Source organism: Acrocarpospora macrocephala (assembly GCF_009687865.1).
Taxonomy (GTDB): Bacteria; Actinomycetota; Actinomycetes; order Streptosporangiales; family Streptosporangiaceae; genus Acrocarpospora; species Acrocarpospora macrocephala.
Genome location: NZ_BLAE01000090.1, coordinates 1 through 23,624, shown reverse-complemented (window position 1 = coordinate 23,624; position 23,624 = coordinate 1). Strand labels below are relative to the sequence as shown.

Annotated in this window: 21 protein-coding genes, 2 tRNA genes and 1 rRNA gene; 15 read left to right on the top strand and 9 right to left on the bottom strand. The window is 68.6% G+C overall.

The genetic code is table 11. The annotated features are described in order from the left end of the window. The first annotated feature begins 98 nt into the window (after window positions 1-98). From Amac_RS48035 to Amac_RS48000, 8 genes are all read left to right on the top strand, one after another. On the top strand, window positions 99-2,141 hold the full coding sequence (locus Amac_RS48035; protein ID WP_155361134.1) for an ATP-dependent DNA helicase UvrD2: 2,043 nt from the start codon (window positions 99-101) through the stop codon (window positions 2,139-2,141). After that, the gene (locus Amac_RS48030; RefSeq protein ID WP_155361133.1) at window positions 2,138-3,007 is read left to right on the top strand and encodes an acyl-CoA thioesterase; all 870 of its coding nucleotides are present in this window, start codon (window positions 2,138-2,140) and stop codon (window positions 3,005-3,007) included. Before Amac_RS48035 ends, Amac_RS48030 begins: the two co-directional genes overlap by 4 nt. A 15-nt stretch (window positions 3,008-3,022) precedes the next feature. Beyond that, window positions 3,023-4,981 (top strand): ABC1 kinase family protein, encoded by a 1,959-nt coding sequence (locus Amac_RS48025; RefSeq protein WP_155361132.1) that lies wholly within the window; start codon window positions 3,023-3,025, stop codon window positions 4,979-4,981. 149 nt (window positions 4,982-5,130) lie between these two features. Beyond that, window positions 5,131-6,054, top strand: coding sequence for an NADP-dependent oxidoreductase (locus Amac_RS48020; RefSeq protein WP_155361131.1), 924 nt, complete (start codon window positions 5,131-5,133; stop codon window positions 6,052-6,054). A 246-nt stretch (window positions 6,055-6,300) separates the two neighbouring features. Then, window positions 6,301-6,732 carry a cupin domain-containing protein gene (locus tag Amac_RS48015; RefSeq protein ID WP_155361130.1) on the top strand — a complete coding sequence of 144 codons (432 nt, stop codon included), beginning with the start codon at window positions 6,301-6,303 and terminating at the stop codon, window positions 6,730-6,732. Between the two features lie 626 nt (window positions 6,733-7,358). Beyond that, window positions 7,359-7,616: a hypothetical protein gene (locus Amac_RS48010; RefSeq protein ID WP_155361129.1), complete on the top strand. Its 258-nt coding sequence runs from the start codon at window positions 7,359-7,361 to the stop codon at window positions 7,614-7,616. A gap of 124 nt (window positions 7,617-7,740) precedes the next feature. Further along, window positions 7,741-8,004, top strand: a complete 264-nt coding sequence (locus tag Amac_RS48005; RefSeq protein WP_155341624.1) for a WhiB family transcriptional regulator — start codon at window positions 7,741-7,743, stop codon at window positions 8,002-8,004. A gap of 38 nt (window positions 8,005-8,042) precedes the next feature. Continuing rightward, window positions 8,043-8,225: a hypothetical protein gene (locus tag Amac_RS48000; protein ID WP_155361128.1), complete on the top strand. Its 183-nt coding sequence runs from the start codon at window positions 8,043-8,045 to the stop codon at window positions 8,223-8,225. 500 nt (window positions 8,226-8,725) lie between these two features. On the opposite strand, the gene Amac_RS47995 is transcribed toward Amac_RS48000, so the two are convergent. From Amac_RS47995 to Amac_RS47975, 5 genes are all read right to left on the bottom strand, one after another. Further along, window positions 8,726-8,799, bottom strand: a tRNA-Met gene (locus Amac_RS47995). 141 nt (window positions 8,800-8,940) lie between these two features. Continuing rightward, window positions 8,941-11,868: a UPF0182 family membrane protein gene (locus Amac_RS47990; protein ID WP_155361127.1), complete on the bottom strand. Its 2,928-nt coding sequence runs from the start codon at window positions 11,866-11,868 to the stop codon at window positions 8,941-8,943. Window positions 11,869-12,043: 175 nt separating this feature from the next. Next, window positions 12,044-13,084 carry a YlbL family protein gene (locus Amac_RS47985; RefSeq protein ID WP_155361126.1) on the bottom strand — a complete coding sequence of 347 codons (1,041 nt, stop codon included), beginning with the start codon at window positions 13,082-13,084 and terminating at the stop codon, window positions 12,044-12,046. 17 nt (window positions 13,085-13,101) lie between these two features. Continuing rightward, window positions 13,102-13,533 carry a molybdenum cofactor biosynthesis protein MoaE gene (locus Amac_RS47980; protein WP_155361125.1) on the bottom strand — a complete coding sequence of 144 codons (432 nt, stop codon included), beginning with the start codon at window positions 13,531-13,533 and terminating at the stop codon, window positions 13,102-13,104. 9 nt (window positions 13,534-13,542) lie between these two features. Beyond that, the gene (locus Amac_RS47975; RefSeq protein WP_246269172.1) at window positions 13,543-14,613 is read right to left on the bottom strand and encodes an NAD-dependent epimerase/dehydratase family protein; all 1,071 of its coding nucleotides are present in this window, start codon (window positions 14,611-14,613) and stop codon (window positions 13,543-13,545) included. Window positions 14,614-14,695: 82 nt separating this feature from the next. Here Amac_RS47975 and Amac_RS47970 point away from each other — a divergent pair, with 82 nt between their 5' ends. From Amac_RS47970 to Amac_RS47960, 3 genes are all read left to right on the top strand, one after another. After that, window positions 14,696-15,964, top strand: coding sequence for a zinc-dependent metalloprotease (locus Amac_RS47970; RefSeq protein ID WP_373869948.1), 1,269 nt, complete (start codon window positions 14,696-14,698; stop codon window positions 15,962-15,964). Between the two features lie 9 nt (window positions 15,965-15,973). Beyond that, on the top strand, window positions 15,974-16,537 hold the full coding sequence (locus Amac_RS47965) for an NUDIX hydrolase (RefSeq protein WP_155351131.1): 564 nt from the start codon (window positions 15,974-15,976) through the stop codon (window positions 16,535-16,537). 78 nt (window positions 16,538-16,615) lie between these two features. After that, window positions 16,616-17,623, top strand: coding sequence for an endonuclease/exonuclease/phosphatase family protein (locus Amac_RS47960; protein ID WP_155361123.1), 1,008 nt, complete (start codon window positions 16,616-16,618; stop codon window positions 17,621-17,623). Here the strand turns inward: Amac_RS47960 and Amac_RS47955 are convergent. Together Amac_RS47955 and Amac_RS47950 are read right to left on the bottom strand one after the other, a co-directional pair. After that, window positions 17,616-18,197, bottom strand: coding sequence for a hypothetical protein (locus tag Amac_RS47955; protein ID WP_155361122.1), 582 nt, complete (start codon window positions 18,195-18,197; stop codon window positions 17,616-17,618). The genes Amac_RS47960 and Amac_RS47955 overlap by 8 nt on opposite strands. Further along, window positions 18,191-18,706 (bottom strand): M48 metallopeptidase family protein, encoded by a 516-nt coding sequence (locus Amac_RS47950; protein ID WP_155351127.1) that lies wholly within the window; start codon window positions 18,704-18,706, stop codon window positions 18,191-18,193. The genes Amac_RS47955 and Amac_RS47950 overlap by 7 nt, the downstream gene beginning before the upstream one ends. Before the next feature lie 169 nt (window positions 18,707-18,875). On the opposite strand from Amac_RS47950, the gene Amac_RS47945 reads away from it, so the two are divergent. From Amac_RS47945 to Amac_RS47935, 3 genes are all read left to right on the top strand, one after another. Continuing rightward, on the top strand, window positions 18,876-19,961 hold the full coding sequence (locus tag Amac_RS47945) for a ThiF family adenylyltransferase (protein ID WP_155361121.1): 1,086 nt from the start codon (window positions 18,876-18,878) through the stop codon (window positions 19,959-19,961). Further along, window positions 19,958-21,262, top strand: a complete 1,305-nt coding sequence (locus Amac_RS47940) for an ABC1 kinase family protein (RefSeq protein ID WP_155361120.1) — start codon at window positions 19,958-19,960, stop codon at window positions 21,260-21,262. Before Amac_RS47945 ends, Amac_RS47940 begins: the two co-directional genes overlap by 4 nt. A 66-nt stretch (window positions 21,263-21,328) precedes the next feature. Then, a tRNA-Met gene (locus tag Amac_RS47935) sits at window positions 21,329-21,405 on the top strand. A gap of 55 nt (window positions 21,406-21,460) precedes the next feature. On the opposite strand, the gene Amac_RS47930 is transcribed toward Amac_RS47935, so the two are convergent. Together Amac_RS47930 and Amac_RS47925 are read right to left on the bottom strand one after the other, a co-directional pair. Further along, window positions 21,461-22,084: an FMN-dependent NADH-azoreductase gene (locus tag Amac_RS47930; RefSeq protein WP_155361119.1), complete on the bottom strand. Its 624-nt coding sequence runs from the start codon at window positions 22,082-22,084 to the stop codon at window positions 21,461-21,463. Window positions 22,085-22,247: 163 nt separating this feature from the next. Then, window positions 22,248-22,658, bottom strand: a complete 411-nt coding sequence (locus Amac_RS47925; RefSeq protein WP_155361118.1) for a hypothetical protein — start codon at window positions 22,656-22,658, stop codon at window positions 22,248-22,250. Between the two features lie 693 nt (window positions 22,659-23,351). Here Amac_RS47925 and Amac_RS47920 point away from each other — a divergent pair. Beyond that, window positions 23,352-23,624: ribosomal RNA gene (locus Amac_RS47920) — 16S ribosomal RNA — on the top strand; the annotation flags it as partial.

Here is a 23,624-nt window from a genome sequence, read left to right as displayed (position 1 = left end):
TGTTTGCCTGTGGCTGACCCGGTCTTGAGACACACTTGGTCGGCTGCTGGAAGGATGATGCCAGCAGATCCGGTCATCCGCACGTTGGGGAGCCCTATTTGGACGTTCTGGAGGGTCTCGATCCGGAACAGCGTGAGGTCGCCCTGGCGGTGCGCGGACCGGTGTGCGTGCTCGCGGGGGCCGGAACTGGGAAAACCCGGGCGATAACCCACCGGATCGCGCATGCGGTGCGATCCGGCGGCGTCGATCCGCAGAGCGTGCTCGCGGTCACCTTCACCACCCGCGCGGCGGGCGAGCTCAAACAGCGCCTGCGCCGGCTGGGCGCGCCCGGCGTGCAGGCCAGGACCTTCCACGCGGCCGCGCTCCGCCAGCTCAGCTACTTCTGGCCGCGCGTCATCGGCGGCGACCCGCCCCAGGTGGTGGAGTCCAAGCTCCCGCTGCTGATCGAGGCCGCCCGGCAGCTGCGCCGCACCCCCGACCGCGCCGAGCTCCGCGACGTGGCCAGCGAGATCGAATGGGCCAAGGTCACCCAAATCGGCCCCGAGGACTACCCGGCCGCCGCCGCCAAGGCCCGCCGCAGCACGCCCGTCCCGCCCGACCAGCTGGCCCGCCTCTACGAGGGCTACGAGAACCTGCGCAGAACGCGCCACCTCGTCGACTTCGAGACCATCCTCGAACTCACCGCCGCCGTGATGACCGAACACCGCGAGGTGGCCGCCCAGATCCGCTCCCAGTACCGGTATTTCGTCGTCGACGAGTACCAGGACGTCAACCCGCTGCAGAAGCTGCTCCTGGACACCTGGCTGGGCGGCCGGGACGACCTGTGCGTGGTCGGCGACCCGAACCAGACCATCTACTCCTTCACCGGGGCGACTCCGCACTATCTGACCAACTTCGCGGTGGAACATCCCGGCGCGCAGGTGATCCGCCTCGTCCGCGACTACCGCTCCACCCCCGAGGTGGTCACCCTCGCCAACCGGATCATGAGCAAGTCGGTGCACCGGCTCGACCTCGTCGCGCAGCGTCCCCCCGGGCCGCAGCCCGTCTTCGCGGAGTACGACGACGAGCCCGCCGAAGCGCTCGGGGTCGCGCTCACCGTCAAGAAGCTGATGGCCGACGGGGTGCCCACCCGCGAGATCGCCGTGCTGTTCCGGATCAACGCCCAGTCGGAGGCGTACGAGCAGGCGTTCACCGACGCCGGGGTGCCCTACCTGCTGCGCGGCGCCGAACGGTTCTTCGAGCGCCCCGAAGTCCGGCAGGCCGTCGTGCTGCTGCGCGGGGCCGCCCGCTCGGCCAACGACGCGGAGCCGCTGGCGCCCGCCGTACACGCGATTCTGGCCGGGATCGGCCTATCTCATGAGCCGCCCGCCGGGGGGACCGCACGGGCCAAATGGGAGTCGCTGAACGCCCTCGCAGAACTCGCCGAGGACATGGCGGCCACCGGGACCGAGCTCCCCGGCTTCGTCGCCGAACTCGAACGCCGGGCGGCCGAGCAGCACGCGCCGCCGCAGGAAGGTGTCACCTTGGCGTCCCTGCACGCCGCCAAAGGCCTCGAATGGGATGCCGTCTTCCTGGTCGGGGCCACCGACGGCATGCTCCCGATCATCTATGCCGAGACCCCCGAACAGATCGAAGAGGAACGCCGGCTGCTCTACGTCGGCGTCACCCGCGCCCGCGAGCACCTGCACATCTCCTGGGCCCTCGCCCGCACCCCCGGCGCCCGCCGCGCCCGCCGCCCGTCCCGCTTCCTCGAAGGCCTCTCACCCCGTACGGCTCCCGCCCCCCGCCCCGAACAACCGGCGGCGCCTCGGCGCACCATGGCCACGCCCGTCGGCTGCCGCGTCTGCGGCCGTACCCTCGCCCTGGCCGCAGAACAGAAGCTCGGGCGCTGCGCGACCTGCCCCGCCCACTACGACGAAGCACTCCTGGAAGGCCTCAAGTCCTGGCGGGCCACCATGGCCAAGGAGACCAAAGTCCCCACCTACGTGATCTTCACCGACGTCACGCTCCAGGCCATCGCCGAGCGGGTTCCCACCACCGAGGAAGCCCTACTCTCGATCGCCGGTATCGGCAGGGTAAAACTGGACCGATACGGTCAAGCCGTGCTGGAACTGTGCAGGAAGGTCGGGGAGGACGTGTGAACTCGGCGCTCAAGGAAGTGCTCGACCTGCTCGACCTGGAGCAGATCGAGCTGGACATCTTCCGGGGGAGATCCCCCGAGGAGCGCATCCAGCGGGTCTTCGGCGGGCAGGTGGCGGCGCAGGCGCTGGTGGCCGCGGGCCGTACCCTGCCGGACGAGCGCGACGTGCACTCGCTGCACGCCTACTTCATCCGCCCCGGCGACCCCGCCATCCCGATCGTCTACAACGTCGAACGCGTCCGCGACGGCCGCTCGTTCACCACTCGCCGGGTGCAGGCCATCCAGCACGGCAAGGCCATCTTCACCATGTCGGTCTCCTTCCACATCGCCGAGCCCGGCGTGCACCACCAGGCCGTCGTCATGCCCGCCGCGCCCGACCCCGAGACCCTCGCCCCCTTCCAGGAGCGCATGCGCGCCGTCGTCGGCGACAACCCCGAATGGCGCGACTGGCTCAGCAAACCCCGCGCCGTCGACGCCCGCTACGTGAACGCCCTCACCTGGGAAGCCCAGAAAGATCCCAGCCTGATCAGCGCCGAGAACAGCGTCTGGTTCCGCTACGACGCCGAACTACCCGACGACCCCCTCCTGCACGTCGTCCTCGCCGCGTACGCCTCCGACTTCACCCTGGTCGACACCGTGCTCCTCGCCCACGGCCTGGCCTGGGGCGCCTCCAACGTGACCGGCGCCTCCCTCGACCACGCCATGTGGTTCCACCAGCGCTTCCGCGTCGACGACTGGGTCCTCTACGCCCAGGAGTCCCCCTGGTCGGGAGGCGCACGCGGCCTCGCCCAGGGCCAGATGTTCACGCCTTCGGGAGACCTGGCGGTGTCTGTTGTGCAGGAGTGCATGATTCGGATGACCAGGTGAAACACGGGTTCCGTGATGCCTGACCTGCTGTCCATCGTCGCCCCGTTCCTGAACGCGCTGCTCATCGCGGTCATCGCCCGGAAGGCACTGGGCGTGCCCGCGGGCTGGCCGCGCTCCATCGTCATCGGCCTGTTCACGGGCGCGACCATCTCGTGGGCCGTCGTCTACATCAGCGAGCAGACCGGCATCTACGTCGACGGCCGGGCCAACGCTCCGCTCGGGGTGCTCTTCGCCATCGCCACGCTGATCACGGCATCGGTCTTCGTGCTGGGCCTGGTCGTCCTGGTCCTGCTCGAACTCTTCATCCCGACGGGCACGCTGCCCTCGCCGCCGGCGCTGCTGCGCGGGTGGAAGGCGCGCAGGAAGAGGGCGCGGCGCTACACCCAGGTCGTACGGATCGCGGCCAAGCACGGGCTGAGCGGCTACCTGGGCGGGCGCCGCAAGGCCCGCGAAGGGCAGAGCGCAATCGCCCGCTCACTGCGTGCCGCGCTGAACGAGGGCGGCGTCACCTTCGTCAAACTCGGCCAGATGCTCTCCACCAGGCGCGACCTCGTCCCCGAGGTCTTCGCCGACCAGCTCGCCACCCTGCAGACCAGGGCCGGGCCCGAGCCGTGGCCGCAGATCGAGCAGGCCATCGAGGAGGAACTCGGCAGGCCGCTCGGCGAGGTTTTCCGCTCCGTCGACCCCGATCCGCTCGCCTCCGCCTCGGTGGCTCAGGTCCACACCGCGGAACTGCTGGACGGCACACCCGTCGTGCTCAAGGTGCAGCGCCCCGGCGCGCGCAAACAGGTCACCTCCGACGTCGAGATCATCATCAGGCTCGCGCGGTGGCTGGAGCGCGCCACGCCGTGGGGCAGGTCGCTGCGCGTGACCAGGCTGGCGGAGGGCTTCGCCGCCTCCCTGGACGAGGAACTCGACTACACCGTCGAGCTCGACAACCTGCGCACCATCGCGGCCACCCTGGACGGCGGCGTACGCGTGCCCACCGCCCACGACAAGCACTCCACCAGCAGGCTCCTCGTCATGGACCGCCTGGAGGGCACCCCGGTCGGCGACGCGGGCGCGCTGCTGGCGGCCCTGCCCGCCGCCACCCGGAAGGACCTCGCCGAACGCCTGCTCAGCGAGGTGCTCAGGCAGCTCGTACGCACTGGCGTCTTCCACGCCGACCTGCACCCCGGCAACATCCTCATCACCCCGGACAGCGGTCTCGGCCTGCTCGACTTCGGCTCGGTCGGCCGTCTCGACCAGCCGACCCGCAACGCGCTCGGCATGCTGCTGCTGGCCATCGACAACAACGACGCGATCGTCGCCACCGACTCTCTCATCGAGATGCTGGACAGGCCGGAAGGGTTGGTGGAACGGGACCTCGAACGAGACGTCGGCCAGCTCATCGTCCGCTACCGCGCCGGCTTCGGCAGTGGCGGCAGCTCGGGGATGTTCGCCGCGCTGTTCAAGCTGATCCACGCGTACGGCTTCGCCGTGCCGCCGCAGATCGCGGGCGCCTTCCGCGCGCTGGCCGCACTCGACGGCACCCTCACCCTGATCAGCTCCGACCTCGACGTGGTGAGCGCGGTCAGGCGGCAGGGCAGGGAGATGATGCGCGAGGCCACCGAGCCCCAGGCGGTGCGGGCCGACCTGGAGAGCCGCATGGCGGCCTACCTCCCGCTCCTGCAACGGCTGCCCAGGCGGATCAACAAGCTGGCCGAGGACCTGGAGCACGGCAGGATCTCGATCAACATCAGGCCGCTTTCGGACGAGCGCGACCGCGGCTTCCTGACCGGCCTCGTGCACCAGGTGGTGATCGCCATACTCGCCGCCACGGCGACGCTGGGCGCGATCGTGCTCATGGTGGCGGACGCGGGCCCGACGGTGGCCCCCGGCGTGCGGCTGTTCTCGCTGATAGGCGGCGCGATGCTGCTGGTCGGCTTCATACTCGCGCTGCGCTCGCTCGCCCTGGTCTTCCACCGCCGCTGACCCCTGGTCGGGGGGCGCGCGCGGACTCGCCCAGGGCCAGATGTTCACGCCCGCTGGAGAGTTCGCTGTGTCCGTCGTGCAGGAGTGCATGATCCGCGTAAGCTAGCTCTGAACTGGCCGAACACGCACGCGATCTCTCAGGACCCACCATGCGAGCCATCACCGTCCGAGACCGCGCCGCCGGTCTGGCCGGGCTTTCCCTGACGGAGGAGCCCTACCCCCACGCCGCCGAGAACGACGTCATCGTACGGGTGCATGCTGCCGGGTTCACCCGCGGAGAGCTCGACTGGCCGGGAACGTGGGCCGATCGCGCGGGCCGCGACCGGACGCCGAGCGTGCCCGGGCACGAGGTGTCGGGTGTCGTCGCCGAGCTGGGGTACGGAACGACCGGCCTGACCGTCGGCCAGCGGGTGTTCGGGCTGACCGACTGGACCCGCAACGGCTCGCTGGCCGAGTACGTGGCGGTGGAGGCCCGCAACCTCGCGCCACTGTCGGCCGACATCGACCACACCGTGGCCGCCGCACTGCCGATTTCAGGACTGACCGCATGGCAGGGCCTGTTCGACCACGGCCGCCTCGCCGCCGGACAGACCGTCCTGATCCACGGCGCCGCGGGCAGCGTCGGCTCTCTCGCGGTGCAGCTCGCGCGCGAGGCGGGCGCCCGAGTGATCGGCACCGGCAGGGCCGGCGACAGGGACACCGCACTCGGTCTCGGCGCGCACGCCTTCCTCGACCTGCAGGCCGATCCCCTGGACGACGCCGGCCAGGTCGACGTGGTGTTCGACGTGATCGGCGGCGACATCCTGGACCGCTCGGCCGCGCTGGTGCGCGCCGGCGGCACGCTGGTCACCATCGCCTCGCCACCCACGGTCCGGCCCCCCGACGGGCAGGCGATCTTCTTCATCGTCGAACCCGACCGCGCCCGGCTCGCGGACCTGGCCTGGCGGCTCCGGGACGGCCGGCTCCGCCCGATCATCGGGGCCGTACGGCCGCTCGCCGAGGCGCCCGCCGCGTTCGCGCCCGCCCAGCGCACCCCCGGCAGGACGATCATCCGGGTCACGGCAGGCGAATAGCCGGCCACGTGCGCGGCAAGGGCGGGACGGTCGCCAACCCCGCCTGCGCGGGGAAACCAGTCGCCGGGTCGTCGAGCCAGGCTCCGGTGACTCGCCGTCCACGCCTGCGCGGGGAAACCGCGCTCCCGCGCCAACCGGGCCTATGCCGCCAGGGGTGATAAGCGCTCTGTGACCACCTGGTGACACTCACGGATCGCCGCTTGTCTAGGCTGGCAACAGGAACGACCACGGAGGAGGCAGGAACCGATGGGTATCGAACATTCGCACCACCTCGAGAACCCCAACGCGACTACTCCGCCGCCGAAGCTGGAACTCATCTCGTCGGTGCCGATGCCACCGGTGCCCGACAACGCCGAGGCGATGACGATCCTGGTCACTCTGCCGCCGGGCAGCGCGGGCAATCCGCCGCACCGCCACACCGGTCCCGCGTTCGGGTACATGATCAAAGGCGAGATGATCTTCGAGCTGGAAGGCGAACCCCAGCGGGTCGTCAAGGCCGGAGAGTCGTTCTGGGAGCCGGGCGGCGACGTCATCCACTACCAGGACGCGAACAACCTCCCGGGCGCGGAAACCGCCTTCGTCGTCACGATGTTCGGTGTGGCCGGGCAGCCGATGCTCATCCCGGTGAGCGCGGAAGAACTAGAAGAGCGGCGGGACCGCCGGGCGCCTCGCCCATGACCGGGCGGGTAGGCCGGCCGCATGCCAGGTGACTACTCCCGTTGCATCCGCCCTGGTCCGGCCACGCCCGAAGGCTGACACGCCGCCAGATGTTCACGCCTGCGGGGGACCTGGCGGTGTCTGCGGTGCAGGAGTGCATGATTCGGGGGAGCTAGCCGCGCTCCCGGAGAACGCTCCCGCAGGTATGTTCCACCCGACCACGAACGGCTCGACGTCGACCACCAGTGTGACCGGCCGGCAGCGCTCAAGCACAGCCAGCAGTTCCAGCCGGTCCTTCATGGGGAACCGCTCCCGCCGCCGGTTCAATCATGCGAGATGACGTGTCGCGTCATGAGGACGCCTTCCTCCTGACTCTGCTTATCGCTGCCGAAGCCCGTGGCCGAACTGTTATATACCGGGGTGTGAGTTGTCCGCTATCGGCCCTCAGCTGCGCAGATGCCGTACTACCTGGGCTGTCAGCGGAAATCGGCCCGCGGTCGGCGCGGCACCGCTCGTTTCTGTTCGGCCAGCCGTATATTCCCAGGTAGAAAATAGGTTGCCCGGTTGTCGGGTTCCCGTTTAGGGTCATGCTCAAGCAAGTCGGACGGTCCTGTCCGGCGAATCGCATTCGAGTGGAGGTGAGCCCAGTGGAGAGCATCAGCATGTCATCGCCGTCGTGGCTCGCCACCGCGCGTGCGGGTGCTGCGCAAGCGAAACTGCGCCAGGAGAAGGCCTTCCGTCCGGAAGCGTTCAACGGCGCCACCCTTGTGCCCACCCACGCCCCCGCCGCCGCCTATGTCGCGGTCCGCACGGACCGCCTGATGGGCGACGCACCGACCAGCCACACCGCCAATGGCGGAGTGCAGGGTCCGCAATATGCCTGGAGAGAACCAGTCACAACCTGACCGGTCTCCACTCTCCAGGCCGCGGATCCGCACACCGGATCCGCGGCCTTCTTGTTTGTCCGGCCACGTATCCCCGCATCGAAGAGGACATCCGACCAAACCAATCCCAAAGAAGGTGACGCAGATGGCGGCCCCGGTCATGGACCTGATCGAAGCCGAGATCCCCTGTCGTACCGAGCCCGACCTGTGGTTCGCCGAGTCTCCGGAGGACGTGGAGTTCGCCAAGGCGCTCTGCGGAGGCTGCCCGATCCGAGAGGCCTGCCTGGCCCGCGCGCTGGAGCGCGAGGAGCCGTGGGGCGTCTGGGGCGGCGAACTCATCCTGCGGGGAACCATCGTTCCCCGGAAGCGGCCGCGCGGGCGTCCCCGCAAGACTCCCGTCGCCGCCTAACCCCCCGACCACGCTCTTCCACAGAAAGCAGAACTGCCATGAGCATCCAAACCCTCGCCGCCTCGACCATCTACAAAGATCTGGTAGACGAACGAATACGAGGGCTCCACCAGGAGGCCGCGGAGCACAGCATCGCCAGCCGAGTCAGGAGCGTGCAGAAGGCACGCCGGCAGGCCGAGCGTGCGTCCGCCCGCCTCCGCGCCGCACTCGCGCGCGCCTAACCGAGCCCTCCCAGGCCCGGGCCTTCTGGCCCGGGCCTTTCTCACACCCGACATGCCCCTGAATCCTCACGCCCGACGTGCCCCTGGCCCTCACACCCGACGTGCCCCTGGTCTTTGCGCCCGACATGCCTCCTGAACTCTCGTGTCCGACATGCCCCTGGCCCTCGCGCCCGACATTCCCCCTGAACTCTCACACCCGACGTGCCCCTGGTCCTTGCGCCCGACATGCCTCCTGAACTCTCGTGTCCGACATGCCCCTGGCCCTCGCGCCCGACATTCCCCTGAACCCTCACGTCCGTCACGCCTCTGGATCCCATGCCCGACGTGCCCCAGAAGGGGTCGCAGGGTTTCAACTCAGCTGCGCCGCTCGAGCAGTTCCATGTCGAGCCCAGCCAGCAGGCAAGCCTCCGGGGAGCCGCCTCGGGATCTCCCGGTGATCCCCCGAGGCCCTGGGAACGATGAAGGGCCCTGGTCGATGACCAGGGCCCTTCACATATGAGTAGCGGGGACAGGATTTGAACCTGCGACCTCTGGGTTATGAGCCCAGCGAGCTACCGAACTGCTCCACCCCGCGTTGGTGTGTGACTTAACTCTATCCACAGCCGGGAGGCTAAGCAAACCGAATAGGAAACCCCCGCACCGAAGTCGATGCGGGGGTCCCGTTTGGCATCAGGTCCGCCGGCTCACGCTGAGACGCCAGGACTCGGTCGATGTGTCACGGCCCACCCGAAGCCGCGGCCGCCGGAGACGAGCTCGGTGAGGCCGAAGGTGATGGTGACGGTGAGGCGGACGCGGGTGTTGTCGGCGCGGCGCTCTGGAGGGCGGCCAGTTCCTCCAGCGCCGCCTTCAGTGCCGCCTGTGCGGTTCCGTACGCGGCCCAGTTGGGCGGGTTGGCGGTCAGGGCCGCCTGGGCGTCGTCATAGGCCTTCTTGGCCTTGTCGACGGTCTGAGCCAGGGTCGCGGCCTGGGGAGTGGTGTTCTCCGTCTGCTCGGGGGTGGTGGTCTCCGGCTGATTCGTGGAAGGCGTGATGGTAGCCCCGCCGAACACCTGTTTCAGGGCGTCTTCGAGGTTGTTGCCGAAGCCCACCTTCTCGCCGTACAGCACCAGGACCTTCTGCAGCGTCGGGAAGCGGCCCGAGGTCTCCTCCTTCGGCTGGACGTAGACCGGCTCGACGTAGAGCAGGCCGCCGCCGAAGGGGAGGGTGAGCAGGTTGCCGTACAGCACCTCGGTGGCGCCGCCGGTGCCGCGCAGCAGGTTCAGCTGTTGCGAGACCGTGGTGTTGGACAGGAACGTGTTCTGCGCCTGTGGTGGACCCTGGATGGCGGTATTGCTGGGGAGTTGCAGGATCTGCAGCTTCGCGTCGGCGCCCGCGGTCGCGTCGACGGCCATGAAGGCGGCCATGTTCTGGCGGCCGTTGGGCACGAACGTGGTGGTCAGCGAGAACCGTTCGGTGCTGCCGGGCATCTTCATGGTCACGTAGTACGGCGGCTGCTTGCTCTTCTTGGTGGCCGGGTCCTCGGGGACCTTCCAGAAGTCCTGGCCGCTGAAGAAGGCGTTGGCGTTGGTGACGTGGTACTGGGTGAGGATCTCGCGCTGGGCCTTGAACAGGTCGGCCGGGTAGCGCAGGTGGTTGCGCAGTTCGGCGGAGATCTGCGCGGTCGGCTTGATGATCCCGCCGAACGCCTTCTGCCAGGTCTTCAGGACCGGGTCCTTGGAGTCCCACTCGTAGAGGGTGACGGTGCCGTCGTAGGCGTCCACGGTCGCCTTCACCGAGTTGCGCATGTAGTTGATGATGTCCCGCGGCACCTGCGGCACGGCCAGGCGCGAGGTGGAGATGTCGGTGGTGAGCTCTTCGAGGCTCTTGGGCTCGGAATACGGGTACGCGTCCGAGGTCGTGTACGCGTCCACGATCCACACGATCCGCCCGCCGACCACGGCCGGATACGGATCCCGGTCCAGGGTGAGGAACGGCGCGACCTGCTGGATGCGCTCGATCGGCTTGCGGATGTACATGATCCGCGAGTCCTCGTTGATGTTGGAGTTGAGCAGCAGGTTGGTCTCGCCGTACTTCAGCGCGTAGAGGAAGCGGGTGAAGACGCCGCCGATGGGGACGCCGCCCCGGCCGGTGTAGGTGTTGTTCTTCTGGCCGCTGCCGCCCTGCTCGGGGTAGTCCAGCTCGACGGGGTTGGTGCTGTTGGGGCCGCCGACGATGGAGTATTCGGGCGAGCTCTCCCCGAAATACACCCGTGGCTCGTATTTGCCCAGGTTGCCGGTCGGCGGGATGTCCTTCTCGCTGAAGTTGGGCACGCCGCTGCCGTCCACCGCGTTGCCGGGCGCGGCGACGACGCCGAAGCCGTGGGTGTAGACGAGGTGGTCGTTGATCCAGTTGCGCTGCTCGTTGGGCGGCAGGCCCATCTCGCGGACGGCCACCACGGTGTCGCGGAACTTGCCGTCCGGCGTCGGGTAACGGTCGATGTCGAGCTGCTCGGGGAACTGGTAGTAACCCCTGATCTGCTGCTTCTGCTGGTAGGTCGGGGACAGCAGGCTGGGGTCGAGCAGGCGCATGCCCGGAATGGCCGCCGACTCGCTCTGCAGCACGGACTCCGACGCGGTGGTCTTCGCGTCGTATTGCGTCACGACGGCGGTATCGACCCCATACGCCTTACGCGTCGCGTCTATGTTGCGCTTGATGTATTCCTGCTCCTTGGCCTGCTGGTTGGGCTTGACCTGGAACTGCTCGACCAGCGCCGGGTAGACGCCGCCGATCAGCACGGCCGACAGCACGAGCAGGCCCAGCGCCACCCCGGGCAGCATGCCGCCCGGCCGGATCACCCCGGCGAAGAACAGCCCGGCGCAGATCAGCGAGATGATCGCCAGGATGCCCTTGGCGGGCAGCACCGCGTTGATGTCGGTGAACGACGCCCCGAAGACCTTGCCCCGGTCGGAGAAGACCAGACCATACCGATCAAGCCAGTAGGCCCCCGCCTTGAGCAGCACGAAGACGCCGAGCAGGACGGACAGGTGCGAGCGGGCCGCCCGGGAGGCGTGCACGCCACCGGGGGTCTGGATCCGGAACCCGCCGTAGAGGTAGTGCACCAGCGCGGCCGCGATGATCGACAGGATCACGGCGGTGAACAGGAAGTTCAGCACCATCCGCAGGAACGGATAGGTGAACATGAAGAACGACAGATCCAATCCGAACTCGGCGTCGGTCTGCCCGGGCCCGAACGGGGTGGCGTTCTGGAACAGCAGCCAGGTGCGCCACTGCCCGGCCGTGGAGGAGCCGGCGAACAGGCCGAGGATGGCCATGCCGATCAGGAAGACCAGCTTGCGGTGCGGATCGACGGCCAGCCGGTAACGATCGGCGCCCTGGGCGTTGCCGAACATGCCGGGCCCGAACATGGGCCGCATCCGGTGGGAGAGCACCATATTTCCACCCACGATGCCGACCATCAGCACAGCCCCCGCCAGGAACAGCAGGATCTGCGTGAGCAGCATGGTGGAGAAAACAGGCGTGAAGTCGACCGAGTCGAACCACAGGTAATCGGTGTAGATCCCGGCGAAGATGAACAGTGCCACCACGAGCACCACGAGGGTGATCGCGACGGGAATGAGCAGTCGCGGCCGGCGGGGCAAGCGCATCGCCCGACCGGCTCCGGGGCTCCGGAAGCTCAACGCCAACCCCTTAATAAATCTCAGTGAGCACAACGGTCCGTGCCTGGCAACCTACACCGCGAAAAGCCCGGCTGTGATTTCTGGACCGGCCCTGTGGACGAAGCCTCCCCCTGTGGACGGCGATCCGCGAAGGGTAAAGCTTTCAGGAGCAGGCGGGGACCGTCCCGGACCCGGTACGCAGCGCGTCCAGCGCCTTGATCGCCCCGTCCAGGTTCTTCACCTTGACCAGCCGCAGCCCGTCGGGGACCGCGGCCAGCGCCGCGGCGCAGTTCAGCTCGGGGGTGAGGAAGATCGTGGCCCCGGCCTTGCGGGCGCCCACCATCTTCTGCTCGATGCCGCCGATCGGGCCCACCTGGCCGTCGGGCCGCATGGTGCCGGTGCCCGCGATGGCCTTGCCGCCGGTGAGCGCCCCGGGGGTGAGCTTGTCGTAGATCCCGAGCGAGAACATCAGACCGGCGCTCGGCCCGCCCACGTCCCCGACGCTGAAGTCCACCTTGAAGGGGAACTTGTAGCTCATCCCCATCCGTACCCCGACGACGGCCTTGCCGTCCTTGGCGGCCGCGCTGACCACGGTGACGTCGGTCTTGGCAGACCGGCCCTCCACCGTGAACACGATCTTCTCGCCCGGCTTGTGCTTCTGCACCGCGGCCACGACGGCGTCGGGGTCGGCGGTCGGCGTGCCGTCCACCGCGACGATCATGTCTCCGGGCAGCAGCTTCCCGTCGGCGGGCGTGCCCTTGTCCACGGTGGACACCTTGACCACGTCCTCCACCGGCAGCTTCAGCTGGTTCAGCGCCGCCGCGGTCGCGGTGTCCTGGGAACCCGCCATCTCGGCCGTGTTCTGCTCCTCGACCTCCTGGACCGACCGCTCCTTGGGGAAGATCGTCTCCTCCGGCACCACGGCGATGGTGGAGTCGAACCAGCCGCGCAGCGCGGTCAGCAACCCGATCCGGTTTCCAGGACCGCCCTGGTAGGCCACGGTGACCAGGCTGAGCATGCCGCTAGTGGGGTAGGTCTGTCTGCCTTGCACGTTGATGACCGGTTTGCCCTTAACGTCGCCAAGGGTGTTCTCGGTCGGCCCCGGGCTCAGCACCACGTACGGCACCGGCAGCATGGCGCCGCCGACCGCCAGCGTGAGCGTCAGGAAACCCGCCACGATCAAGGTGAGAGCACGTCGGGACATGCGGAGACTCTATTCGTTCATGACCCCTGGCAGGCGCCGACCCACTCCGCGGAGCCGTCGGCGAACAGCTGGTTCTTCCAAATGGGAACCTCACGTTTGAGGTCGTCGATCAAGCGCCGGGACGCGGCGAACGCCTCGGCCCGATGCGCACTGGCGACCGCCACGATCACCGCGAGATCGCCCAGCTCCAGGTCGCCGACCCGGTGCACCGCGGCCAGCGCGGTCACCGGGAAGTCGGCGGCCACCTTCTCGGCGACCCGGCGCAGCTCGGCCTCGGCGCTCGGATGCGCGGAGTAGGACAGCCGGGTGACCGGCCTGCCCTCGTCCTGTTCCCGCACGGTGCCGATGAACAGCGCCGTGCCGCCGGCGGCGTGATCGCCGACCGCGCGCAGCACCTCGTCCACCGACAGGGCGGTGTCACGGATCTCCACCAACCGGATAACGTCCACCCGCCGAGTCTAAATCTTCTTCTTGCGGCGGGCCGCGCGCACGATCGCCGCCGTGCCGATGACGGCGACGGTGGCTCCGGCGGCGGTGATGGTGGCGTCCTTGCCGGACAGGCGGCGGCCGACGACCGCGTGCTTGCCCTCGCGGTGCGACAGCAGCTCCTGCAGCGCGGCCTCGTTGGTCCAGGCCGGTTTCCAGCCCGCCTGGTGCAGCGCGGTGGTGGTCACCACCCACGGGTAGACGACGTAGTGCAGATCGGTGGCGGGGACGGGGGTGACGCCGAGCCGGTGCAGCCGCTGGGCGGTGCTGAAGGTGAGCCCGGCCGGCAGCTCGAACCGCCGCAGCCCGGACACCTCCTCCACCTGCTCCATCTCCAGCCAGCCGTCGGAGCCGACCGCGACGATGCCGGTGACCTGGCCGAGCGCGGCCAGCTCCAGCGCGGAGACCAGGTCGTCGAGGTGGCAGAACTGCCAGCGCGGCAGGCAGCCCTTGACCACCAGCAGCCGGGGCGCCTCGAAGTGCCGGGTGACCACGGTGTCCACGTCGGGCCCGACCAGGGCGGCCGGCCGGAGCACGGTCACCTCGAGCCCAGGATGCACCCGCAGCGCCCGGCGGGCCAGCGACTCGATCTCCAGGTAGTCGCCGACCACACCGGTGTCCGGCTCGGCCGCCACCGGGGCGTCCTCGGCCAGCGGGACCGGGTTGTCGGCGGCGGCGCCGTACACCATCGCGCTGGTGACCAGCACGACCCGGCGCACCCGCGCCGCCGCCGAGGCGGTCAGCACGGTCTGGGCGGCTCTGATGTTGTACGCCCGGCGCTCGGCCGGTTCGGCGTCCAGCCCGAAGTCGCCCGCCAGATGTACCAGGACGTCGACGTCGGAGATCCGGTTCGCCAAGAGCGGATCTCGGATGTCGAGGACCCGCCAGGTGACGTCGGTGACGTCGCCGCGCTGGTCGTCGATGGCCACGACGCGGCGGAAATCCGCAGACGAGGCGACCTTCGAGAGGAACACCCTGCCTATCCCGGAGGCCGCGCCGGTGACGGCGACGACGGGCGGACGATGGCGTTTCGAGGTCGGCACGAGGTCCTCACTTTGCACTGATCCGCCCCACGACGGATAACGTGGCGGATGTGGACTCCTCCATCCTGCACGAGGTGGCGCGGTGACTGACCTGCCAGGTCGCGAAAACGACGACCCCAACGAGAATCCGTTCGCCATGTTCGGCAACCCGGAGCAGATGGCCGCGGCGATGCGGCAGTTCGCCGACATGCTGTCGGCGCCGCAAAGTTCCGGGCCTGTCAACTGGGACATGGCCAAGAACATCGCCAGGCACGCGGTGCTCGCCGAGGGTGGCGATCCCAGTGTGATGGAAGGCGAGCGACGGCAGATCGTCGACGCCCTCAATCTGGCTGATCTGTGGCTGAATGAGGCCACGACTTTGCCTAGCGGCGTGTCGAATCCGCAGGCGTGGAGCAGATCGGAGTGGATCGAGAAGACCACCCCGGTCTGGCAGAAGCTGTGCGATCCGGTCGCGGCGCGGATGGTCGAGACCATGAGCGGCACGCTGGGCGCCTCCGGGCTGCCCGCCGAGGCGCAGGCCATGGCCGGGCCGCTGATGGGCATGATGAAGCAGATGGGCGGCATGATGGTCGGCCAGCAGATCGGCCAGGCCCTCGGCACGCTCGCCCGCGAGGTGATCGGCTCCACCGACATCGGCCTGCCGCTGTCGGACACGGCCGCGCTGCTGCCCGGCGGGGTCGCCGCGTTCAGCGAGGGCCTGGAGACGCCCGCCGAGGAGATCAGGCTTTACCTGGCGCTGCGCGAGGCGGCCCATCACCGCCTGTTCCAGCACGTGCCGTGGCTGCGCGGCCATCTGCTCGGCGCGGTGGAGGAGTATGCCCGGGGCATCACCGTGGACGTGGCCGCGCTGGAGGACAAGCTCCGCGCGGTGGACGTCAACAACCCCGAGCAGTTGCAGGAGCTGCTGAGCGGCGGCGACCTGCTCAAGCCGGAGGAGACCGAGCGGCAGAAGGCCGCCCTGGTCCGCCTGGAGACCGCGCTCGCGCTGGTGGAGGGCTGGGTGTCGACCGTCGTGGACGCCGCCGCCGAGGGCAAGCTCCCCTCGGCCGCCGCCCTGGGCGAGACCGTCCGGCGCCGCCGCGCGACCGGCGGCCCCGCCGAGCTGACCTTCGCCACCCTGGTCGGCCTGGAACTTCGCCCCCGGCGGCTGCGCGAGGCGGCCACGCTGTGGCGTTCGCTCGGCGCGGAGCGCGGCCTGGACGGGCGGGACGCGGTGTGGCGGCACCCGGATCTCATGCCGACGCCCGCGGACCTGGATGATCCGTCCGGATTCGTGAAGGGCGAGGCCGAGTTCGATCTGAGCATGCTGGACGAGGAACCCGGAGAGAAGCCGAACGATGACGCAGAGTAGGCTTTCTGGGTGACTTTGCACACAGACGCGGTAGCCGTACTAGATGGGTGGGTTGCTCCCACCGAGGCGGAAGAACTGCTCCGGAAGGAATTCCTGGCCCATCTGGCCGATCATGACGACGCGATGTGGCGGGCCTGCGTGCCCGGCCACCTGACCGCGACCACCGCGGTGCTGTCGCATGACGGCGAGAAGATCCTGCTCACCCTGCATCCCAAGGCCGGGATGTGGCTGCCGATGGGCGGCCACTGCGAGCCTGGCGACACCTCCCTGGCGGCCGTCGCGCTGCGCGAGGCGTGGGAGGAGTCCGGCATCGAGGGGCTGACCCTGCTGCCCGGGCCGCTGGCGCTGGATCGGCATGAGGTGTGGTGCCATCCGCCGCGCTGCTGGCATCTGGACGTCGAGTACGGCGCGATCGCCCCGCCCGAGGCCGAAGCGGTCATCAGCGACGAATCGCTCGACCTGCGCTGGTATCCGCTGGCCCGGATCCCCGAGCCGACCGACGACGCCACCCGGCGGCTGGCCAGGCGAGCCCGCGCCGTCCTGCGGGGCGAGCCGCTGGAACAGCTGGCCTAACCTGCACCGAATCCGCACACATCCGCTGCCGATCGGCGCTGTCACGCTGGCTAGGGTCGGGAGCGAAGCAGGAGGAGAGTGGTCGAGTCGGACGTCATCGAGGTGGGGGGCGTCATCGCGACCCCGAGTCGCGAACCCGGGCGGGGGCGACGGCGGCTGGCGTGGTTCCTGGTCGTGCCGTGCGCGGTCTGGGCGCTGTTCCAGGTGGCGGGGCTGCGGTTCGGCGTGCTTGGGGTGATGGCGAGCAGCGCTACGCCGTACGTGGCGGTTGGGGCTCTTGTGGCGGTTCTGATGGCGGTGCTGGCCCGGGCGCGGGCCGCCGCCGTGGTGGGGCTGCTCGCGGCGGCGGGCCTGCTGGCGCAGGTGACGCCGCGCGCGCTGGCCGCCGACCAGGCGCCGGCCGCCGGAGCGTCGCTACGGGTGCTCTCGATCAACATCATGATGGGGGACGCGGACTTCGGCGCCCTGCTCGATCTGGTACGGCGGCTGCGGCCGGACGTGCTCAGCGTGCAGGAGCTGACGCCGTGGGCGGCGAATTCGCTGGAGCGGGAAGGGCTGGAGGAGATCCTGCCGTACACGCATCTGATGCCCCGGCGCGCGGCCACGGGAGGCGGCCTGTACTCCCGCTTCCCGCTGACCATCCTGCCCGAATTCGCACCCGATCGGGGGCATGTGATGCCCTATGCGCGGCTGCTCATGCCAGGGGCTCCGCCCGTGGACATCGCCGCCGTGCACCCCGTCAACCCGGTGAAACAGGGCACGAAGCAGTGGCGGGCCGGCATGGCGTCGATGCCCGCGGCCGGCGGCGACGCGATCCGGATCATGGCGGGGGACTTCAACGCCACGCTCGACCACCCGGAGTTCCGCCAGGTGCTCGGCAAGGGCTACGTGGACGCGGCCGAGGTCGTCGGCGCGGGACTGATCCCGACCTGGCCCGCCAACTGGCCCACACCCCCGATGATCACGATCGACCACGTGCTGGTCGACTCCCGGGTCCAGGTGCTCGCGGTGGACGCGCACACCATCCGGGACACCGACCATCGGGCCCTGTTCACCGAACTGCGGCTGCCCGCCTCGCTCAGCTGAGCAGGTCCCGGGTGTTGTCCCAGCCTTCCAAGCCCAGATCCAGGCGGGCGATGTCGGCGGGCGTGCGCAGCCGGTGCCAGCCGGGCCCGGTCGCGACCCGGCGCGGGCCGGGAGCCTGACCGCGCAGGTGCGCGACCACGTCGGGACGGTCGAACTCGGGCGTCGCCCAGCCGGGGAAGGGCAGGCGGGCCGCGATCGCGACCGCGCCGCCGTTCGCGGCCGGGCAGACCGCGATCTCGGCCCGGCCCAGCTCCCGGAAGAGCTTGCCGATCAGCAGCGGCGGCAGGTCCGGCGCGTCCGCGCTGACCACCACGGCCTCGTCGGCCGGGGGCAGCGCGGCGAACGCCTTCTCCGGCGAGCCGATCGTGATCACCGGCGTCCCCGGCCAGGCGATCTCCTCAAGCCCGGCGACACCCGCCGACAGGATCACCGGCCGGACGAGCTCCAGCCCGGCCACGATCTCGTAGGTGTCCTCGGCCAGGGCGAGCAGGAAGGCGGCACGATCCACGCCCGGCGGCGCCGCGTCACCCTGCTCGGGGGTGACGAGCACCGCCGCGATACGATCGGTCAACATTCCTCCGCTGATCCACTGGCGGCCATGGAGAATCCCTCAAGGAACCCGCGCGCCCGCTCGGCCTTGGGGTAGCGTTCCACCAGCGCCCAGAAGCGGGGGCCGTGGCTGGGCACCAGCAGGTGCGTCAGCTCGTGCATGATCACATAGTCGACCACCCAGGCGGGCATGCCGCGCAACCGGGCCGACAGGCGGATCGTGCCATGGTCCGGCGTGCAGGAGCCCCAGCGGTGCAGCTGGTTCTCCACCCAGCGCACGCTCGCGGGCTCGGCCCTGCCGTCCAGGTAGCGGGCCGACAGTTCGCGGGCGCGATCAAGGAGGTCGTCGTCGCTGGGCCGTTTTCGCTGTTCCTTGGCCGCAAGGCGATCGAGCATGCGCCTGACCCACTGCTCTTCATCGGTCGTGCTCAGACCAGCGGGTAGCAGCACGATGGTCTTGTCACCATCGCGATATGCGGAAACGGTTCGCCGCCGTCGTGCGCTCCGACGAACCTCGACTGTCTCGGGGGGCACATATGCAAGGTATCCGACACGCGCGGAATTCCACAGGGGGTGCAACACGTTCTCCCTGGTCAATCAGCGTTTCCCTGATGTTAAACAGCCCCGCTGACCTCTAGGGTTATCCACAGAGCGGAAAATCGGCGCTCGCCAGAAGCAAGAAGTATGGCAGGGTCACGCGGCTATGGGACTGCGTGACGCACATCCGGGGTGGCCTGCCCGCCCGCGACTGAAGCCGATCCTGCGGATGCGGGCGCGAGATTCGCGCACCCTGCAATTCGGCTCGCATCCGGCCCGCGCGGTCGTCCTCGCCGACGTCGAACCGCCGGTACGGCGGCTGATCGAAGCCCTGGACGGCACCAGAACGCTGGACCAGGTCATCGCCACCAGCGAACTGGACCCGGGCGCCGCAACGGAAACGATCAAACTCCTGGCGGTTCGCGGCCTGCTCGACGACGCGTCCGTACGGCCGGACGCCACCCTCACCACAGCCGAGCGAGAACGCCTCCGGCCTGACCTCGCCACCCTCTCCTTTTCCGGCATGGACGGCGGAATCGGAGCATTGACCCGACGCCGCGACACCCAGGTCCGGATCTACGGCGCGGGCCGGGTCGGCGCCCAGATCGCGATATTGCTGGCGGCGGCCGGAATCGGACACCTTTGTGTGGTGGATCCCGGCACCACGCGCAATGACGATGTCGTCCCCGGCGGACTGGGCTGGGCCCAGGTCGGGTCACCCCGGGAAGACGGCGCCGTCGCCCTGGCCCGCGCCCAGACGCCGAGCGTGAACGCCTGGCCGGGAAGGACAGCCTCCGGCCTCGGCGACGGTGCCCAGGGCCCGGATCTGGTCGTGCTGGCCCCCATGGAACCCCTGGATCCCCTCCTGATCCGGGACCTGGCCGAGCGCGGCCTGCCGCACCTGCTGGTGACCTGCCAGGAGGGCTGCGGCGGCGTCGGCCCGCTCGTGCTGCCCGGCGAGACCGCGTGCCTGGACTGCCTGGATCTCACCCGGGGCGACCGCGACCCCGGCTGGCCCGCGCTCAGGATCCGCCCCGGCGGCGAAGCGGCCTGCGACACCGTGCTGTCCGCCCTGGTGGCGAGCCTGGCCGCCGGTCATGCGCTTGCTTTCCTCGACGGCGGAAAGCCCGCTGTGAGTAATGGCACAGTAGATATTTTGCCTGATCGACGCTGGCGGCAGCGGTCCTGGCAGCCGCATCCACGCTGCCCTTGTAGTCGAAACCCCCAGGCTGCGCTAACAATGGTCGCGTGACTGACCTACCGCGCAACGCCGTGACGCGCTCGGCCAAGCTGGCGGCCCTGCCGCTCGGGTTTGCCGGGCGTACCGCGCTGGGGCTGGGCAAACGCATCGGCGGAATATCCGCGGAGGTCGTCGCTCAGGAGATCCAGCAGCGGACCGCCGAGCAGATATTCAAGATCCTCGGCGAGCTCAAGGGCGGCGCGATGAAACTCGGTCAGGCGCTGTCGATCTTCGAGGCGGCGCTGCCGCCCGAGATCGCCGGGCCGTACCGGGCGACCCTCACCAGGCTCCAGGACGCGGCGCCACCCCTGCCGGCGGCGGTCGTGCACAAGGTGCTGACCGACCAACTCGGCGACGACTGGCGGGAGAACTTCCTGGAGTTCGATGATCGGCCCACCGCGGCGGCGTCGATCGGGCAGGTGCACCGGGCCGTCTGGCACGACGGGCGCCAGGTCGCGGTGAAGATCCAGTATCCGGGCGCGGGCAGGGCGCTCATGTCGGACTTCAACCAGCTGGCCCGGCTGGGCAAGCTGTTCGGGGTGCTGCTGCCCGGGCTGGACATCAAGGCCGTGCTCGGGGAGCTCAAGGAGCGGGTGGTCGAGGAGCTCGACTACTTCAAGGAGGCGGAGGCGCAGCACGCGTTCGCCCTGGAGTTCAAGGACGACCCGGATTTCTGCGTGCCCGACGTGATCGCGGCCAACGAGCAGATCCTGGTGACCGAGTGGATGGACGGCACACCGCTGTCAAAAATAATCACCGAGGGCACCCAGGAACAGCGGGACCGCGCCGGCCTGCTGCTGGTGCGCTTTCTATTCGCCTCACCCGCGCGGGTGGGGATGCTGCACGCGGATCCCCATCCGGGCAACTTCCGGGTGCTCGACGACGGCCGCCTGGGCGTGCTCGACTTCGGCGCGGTCAACCACCTGCCGGACGGCTATCCGCCGGTATTCGGGCGACTTACCCGGATCTTCAACCAGGGTGACATGACGACCGTGGTCCAGGGGCTGCGGGACGAAGGGTTCATCCTTCCGCACATCACGGTGGACGTGGAGGCGCTGCGCGGGTTTCTCGCGCCCTACGTTGAACCGACTCAGGTGGAGGAGTTCACTTTCAGCCGGGAATGGCTACAGGCGCAGGCCGCCAGCGTGGCGGACCTGCGCCCCAGCAATGTGGTCCGGCAGCTGAATCTGCCGGCGTCGTACGTGCTGATTCACCGGGTGCACGCGGCGGGAATCGGGGTGTTGTGCCAGCTCGGCACCACAGCGCGGTTCAAGGACGAAGTGATCCGCTGGGTGCCGGGTTTCGCCACGTAATCACAGAGGTCACTCGGCTGATTTGCTTTGGCGTGAGGGCCCGGATAGTCTTGAGCTACACAACGACGCGGGGTGGAGCAGTTCGGTAGCTCGCTGGGCTCATAACCCAGAGGTCGCAGGTTCAAATCCTGTCCCCGCTACCAATAAGAAAGGTCCGGAGAAACCTCCGGGCCTTTCTTCGTTTTGTCTGCATGTGCGCTAGAAGGTCCTGGCAACTTCGCGGGCCGCTTCCGCGGCCTTCTTCAGTTCGTCCGGGTAGTCGCCCCACAATGCCGGATGAAAGCGGATGTCCTGGATGTCGCTGATTCCCGCCCAGCGCAGCCAGCCCTCGAAGTACGGCGATTGCGCGTTCTGACCCCATTCGATGCCGAGACCGGGAGCCCACACGGCGCTCGTATAGATCACAGCCGCCCGCTTCCCCGTGAGCAGGGGGACATATCCCCGTTCGCCGTCGATGTCGAACACCATGCCCGGCTGGCTGACCACATCAATCAGCTGCTTGAGGATGTACGGCACGCCCCCGTTCCACATGGGGACGCTGAACAGATACCTGTCGTACGCGTCGAAACGCTTGAAGGTCGCGACCGCGGCCTCCCAGGCCACCTTCTCCTCGCCTACTGGCGTTCCGCCGCCGAAGACGGTCATCTTGGCGCCCGCCGCGGCCGGGCCGAACTGGGGCAAAGTCCCGTCCCAGAGGTCGTAGTGGTCGACCTGGACGTCGGGATGGCTGTCCCGATACTCGGCCAGGAACGCGTCGGCGATGTCACGCGAGTGTGAAGCGGATCCCCGCGGCGATGCGGAGATGTGCAGCAGCCTGCTCATGAAAGACCCTCCTAATTGGACTGTGGTCCGGTTCCTCGATGGAACGATATGGACTGTGGTCCGCTTAGTCAAGCGCCGGATAAGCCATGAGAGGAGCCCCCCGCCATGACGGCCGAACGGCCGTCACAGCGTCAGGCGCGGGAGGAAAGAGGGCGAACCGCGATCAGTGCGGCAGCGATCGGCTTATCCCCACGCAACGGCGCAACCGGCTGCTGCTGGGGCCCGTCCGCCGGGGCGGCGGCGGGGTCTGGCCCATGGCGGAGAGCATGGCCTGCGCCGCGGTCGCGTCGGACAGGATCCGCGACACCTCCTCGCCCGTGGGCAACTGGCCGTGCTTGGCCAACTCGTGCATCACGAAGAGCAGGGGCTCATCCGAGCCCGCCGCCTGCGCGGCCACACTCGCCCGGCTGGCGGTGAGTAGCGCCAGGTAGTAGGTACGCAAGGTCGCTTCCCGCATGCGAACCTGCTCAAGGTCGTCCAGCAACTCGCGCGCAATCCGAAGGAGATCGCCCGCGTGCGTGCCCTCGGCCGTGATGTGTGCGCGGATGTCGTCGAACTCGGACCGCTGCGTCATGATGGCCACCTCCACGACAGGAGACCGGGCGTCAGGTTGGCGCCGGCGGTGACTCCCGCATCTTGATTCGTATCCCGGGACGATTGCGGTTGGCTTGACATCGGCTTGTTCACACCTCCGTGCTGGGCCAACCGCTCGACCGGTGCTACTTAGATGCGCGAGTGACCTGGATGGTTGTCAGGCTCTCGCCTGCGGTTTGCGGCGTGAGCACTCGGCGGAACTGTTAGTCTTCTGGAGTCGGTACGGCCCGGCGCAATCCACCTCCTCGCTTACGCGGGTGAGTCGTGGGCTGACTCGGCCGAGCCGACACCCCCGATGACATGCCTGATCCGGTAGCTGTTCGCCAAGCGGATGATGGTCTGGTAAGTTAGAGGGGTTGCCCCGGATTCGGGGTGGTCGGAATTTCTGCAGTCAGATCGGGTTAGAGTCAAGAGTCCGAAGTTGGGGCGGTTTGACAAGATCTAAACGAACTGCAAAAATATCGGACATAGCAGAGACATAAGCTTCACAAGCTGGACGATGACGCCCCTGAGGGCGGGATCACACCATGATCGTGTTCCTCGGGTGTTCGTGTGCGTTTCTTGAGAACTCAACAGTGTGCTAAAAGCCAGTGCATGATGCACAACCCCGTCTATTTGACGGATTCCTTTGGTTGAACATTATGTTTCAGCTGGAGATCTTCTTTTCAAGCATTTTTTGGAGAGTTTGATCCTGGCTCAGGACGAACGCTGGCGGCGTGCTTAACACATGCAAGTCGAGCGGAAAGGCCCTTCGGGGTACTCGAGCGGCGAACGGGTGAGTAACACGTGAGTAACCTGCCCCTGACTCTGGGATAAGCCTGGGAAACCGGGTCTAATACCGGATATGACACACGATGGCATCGTCTGTGTGTGGAAAGTTTTTTCGGTTGGGGATGGGCTCGCGGCCTATCAGCTTGTTGGTGGGGTAGTGGCCTACCAAGGCGAC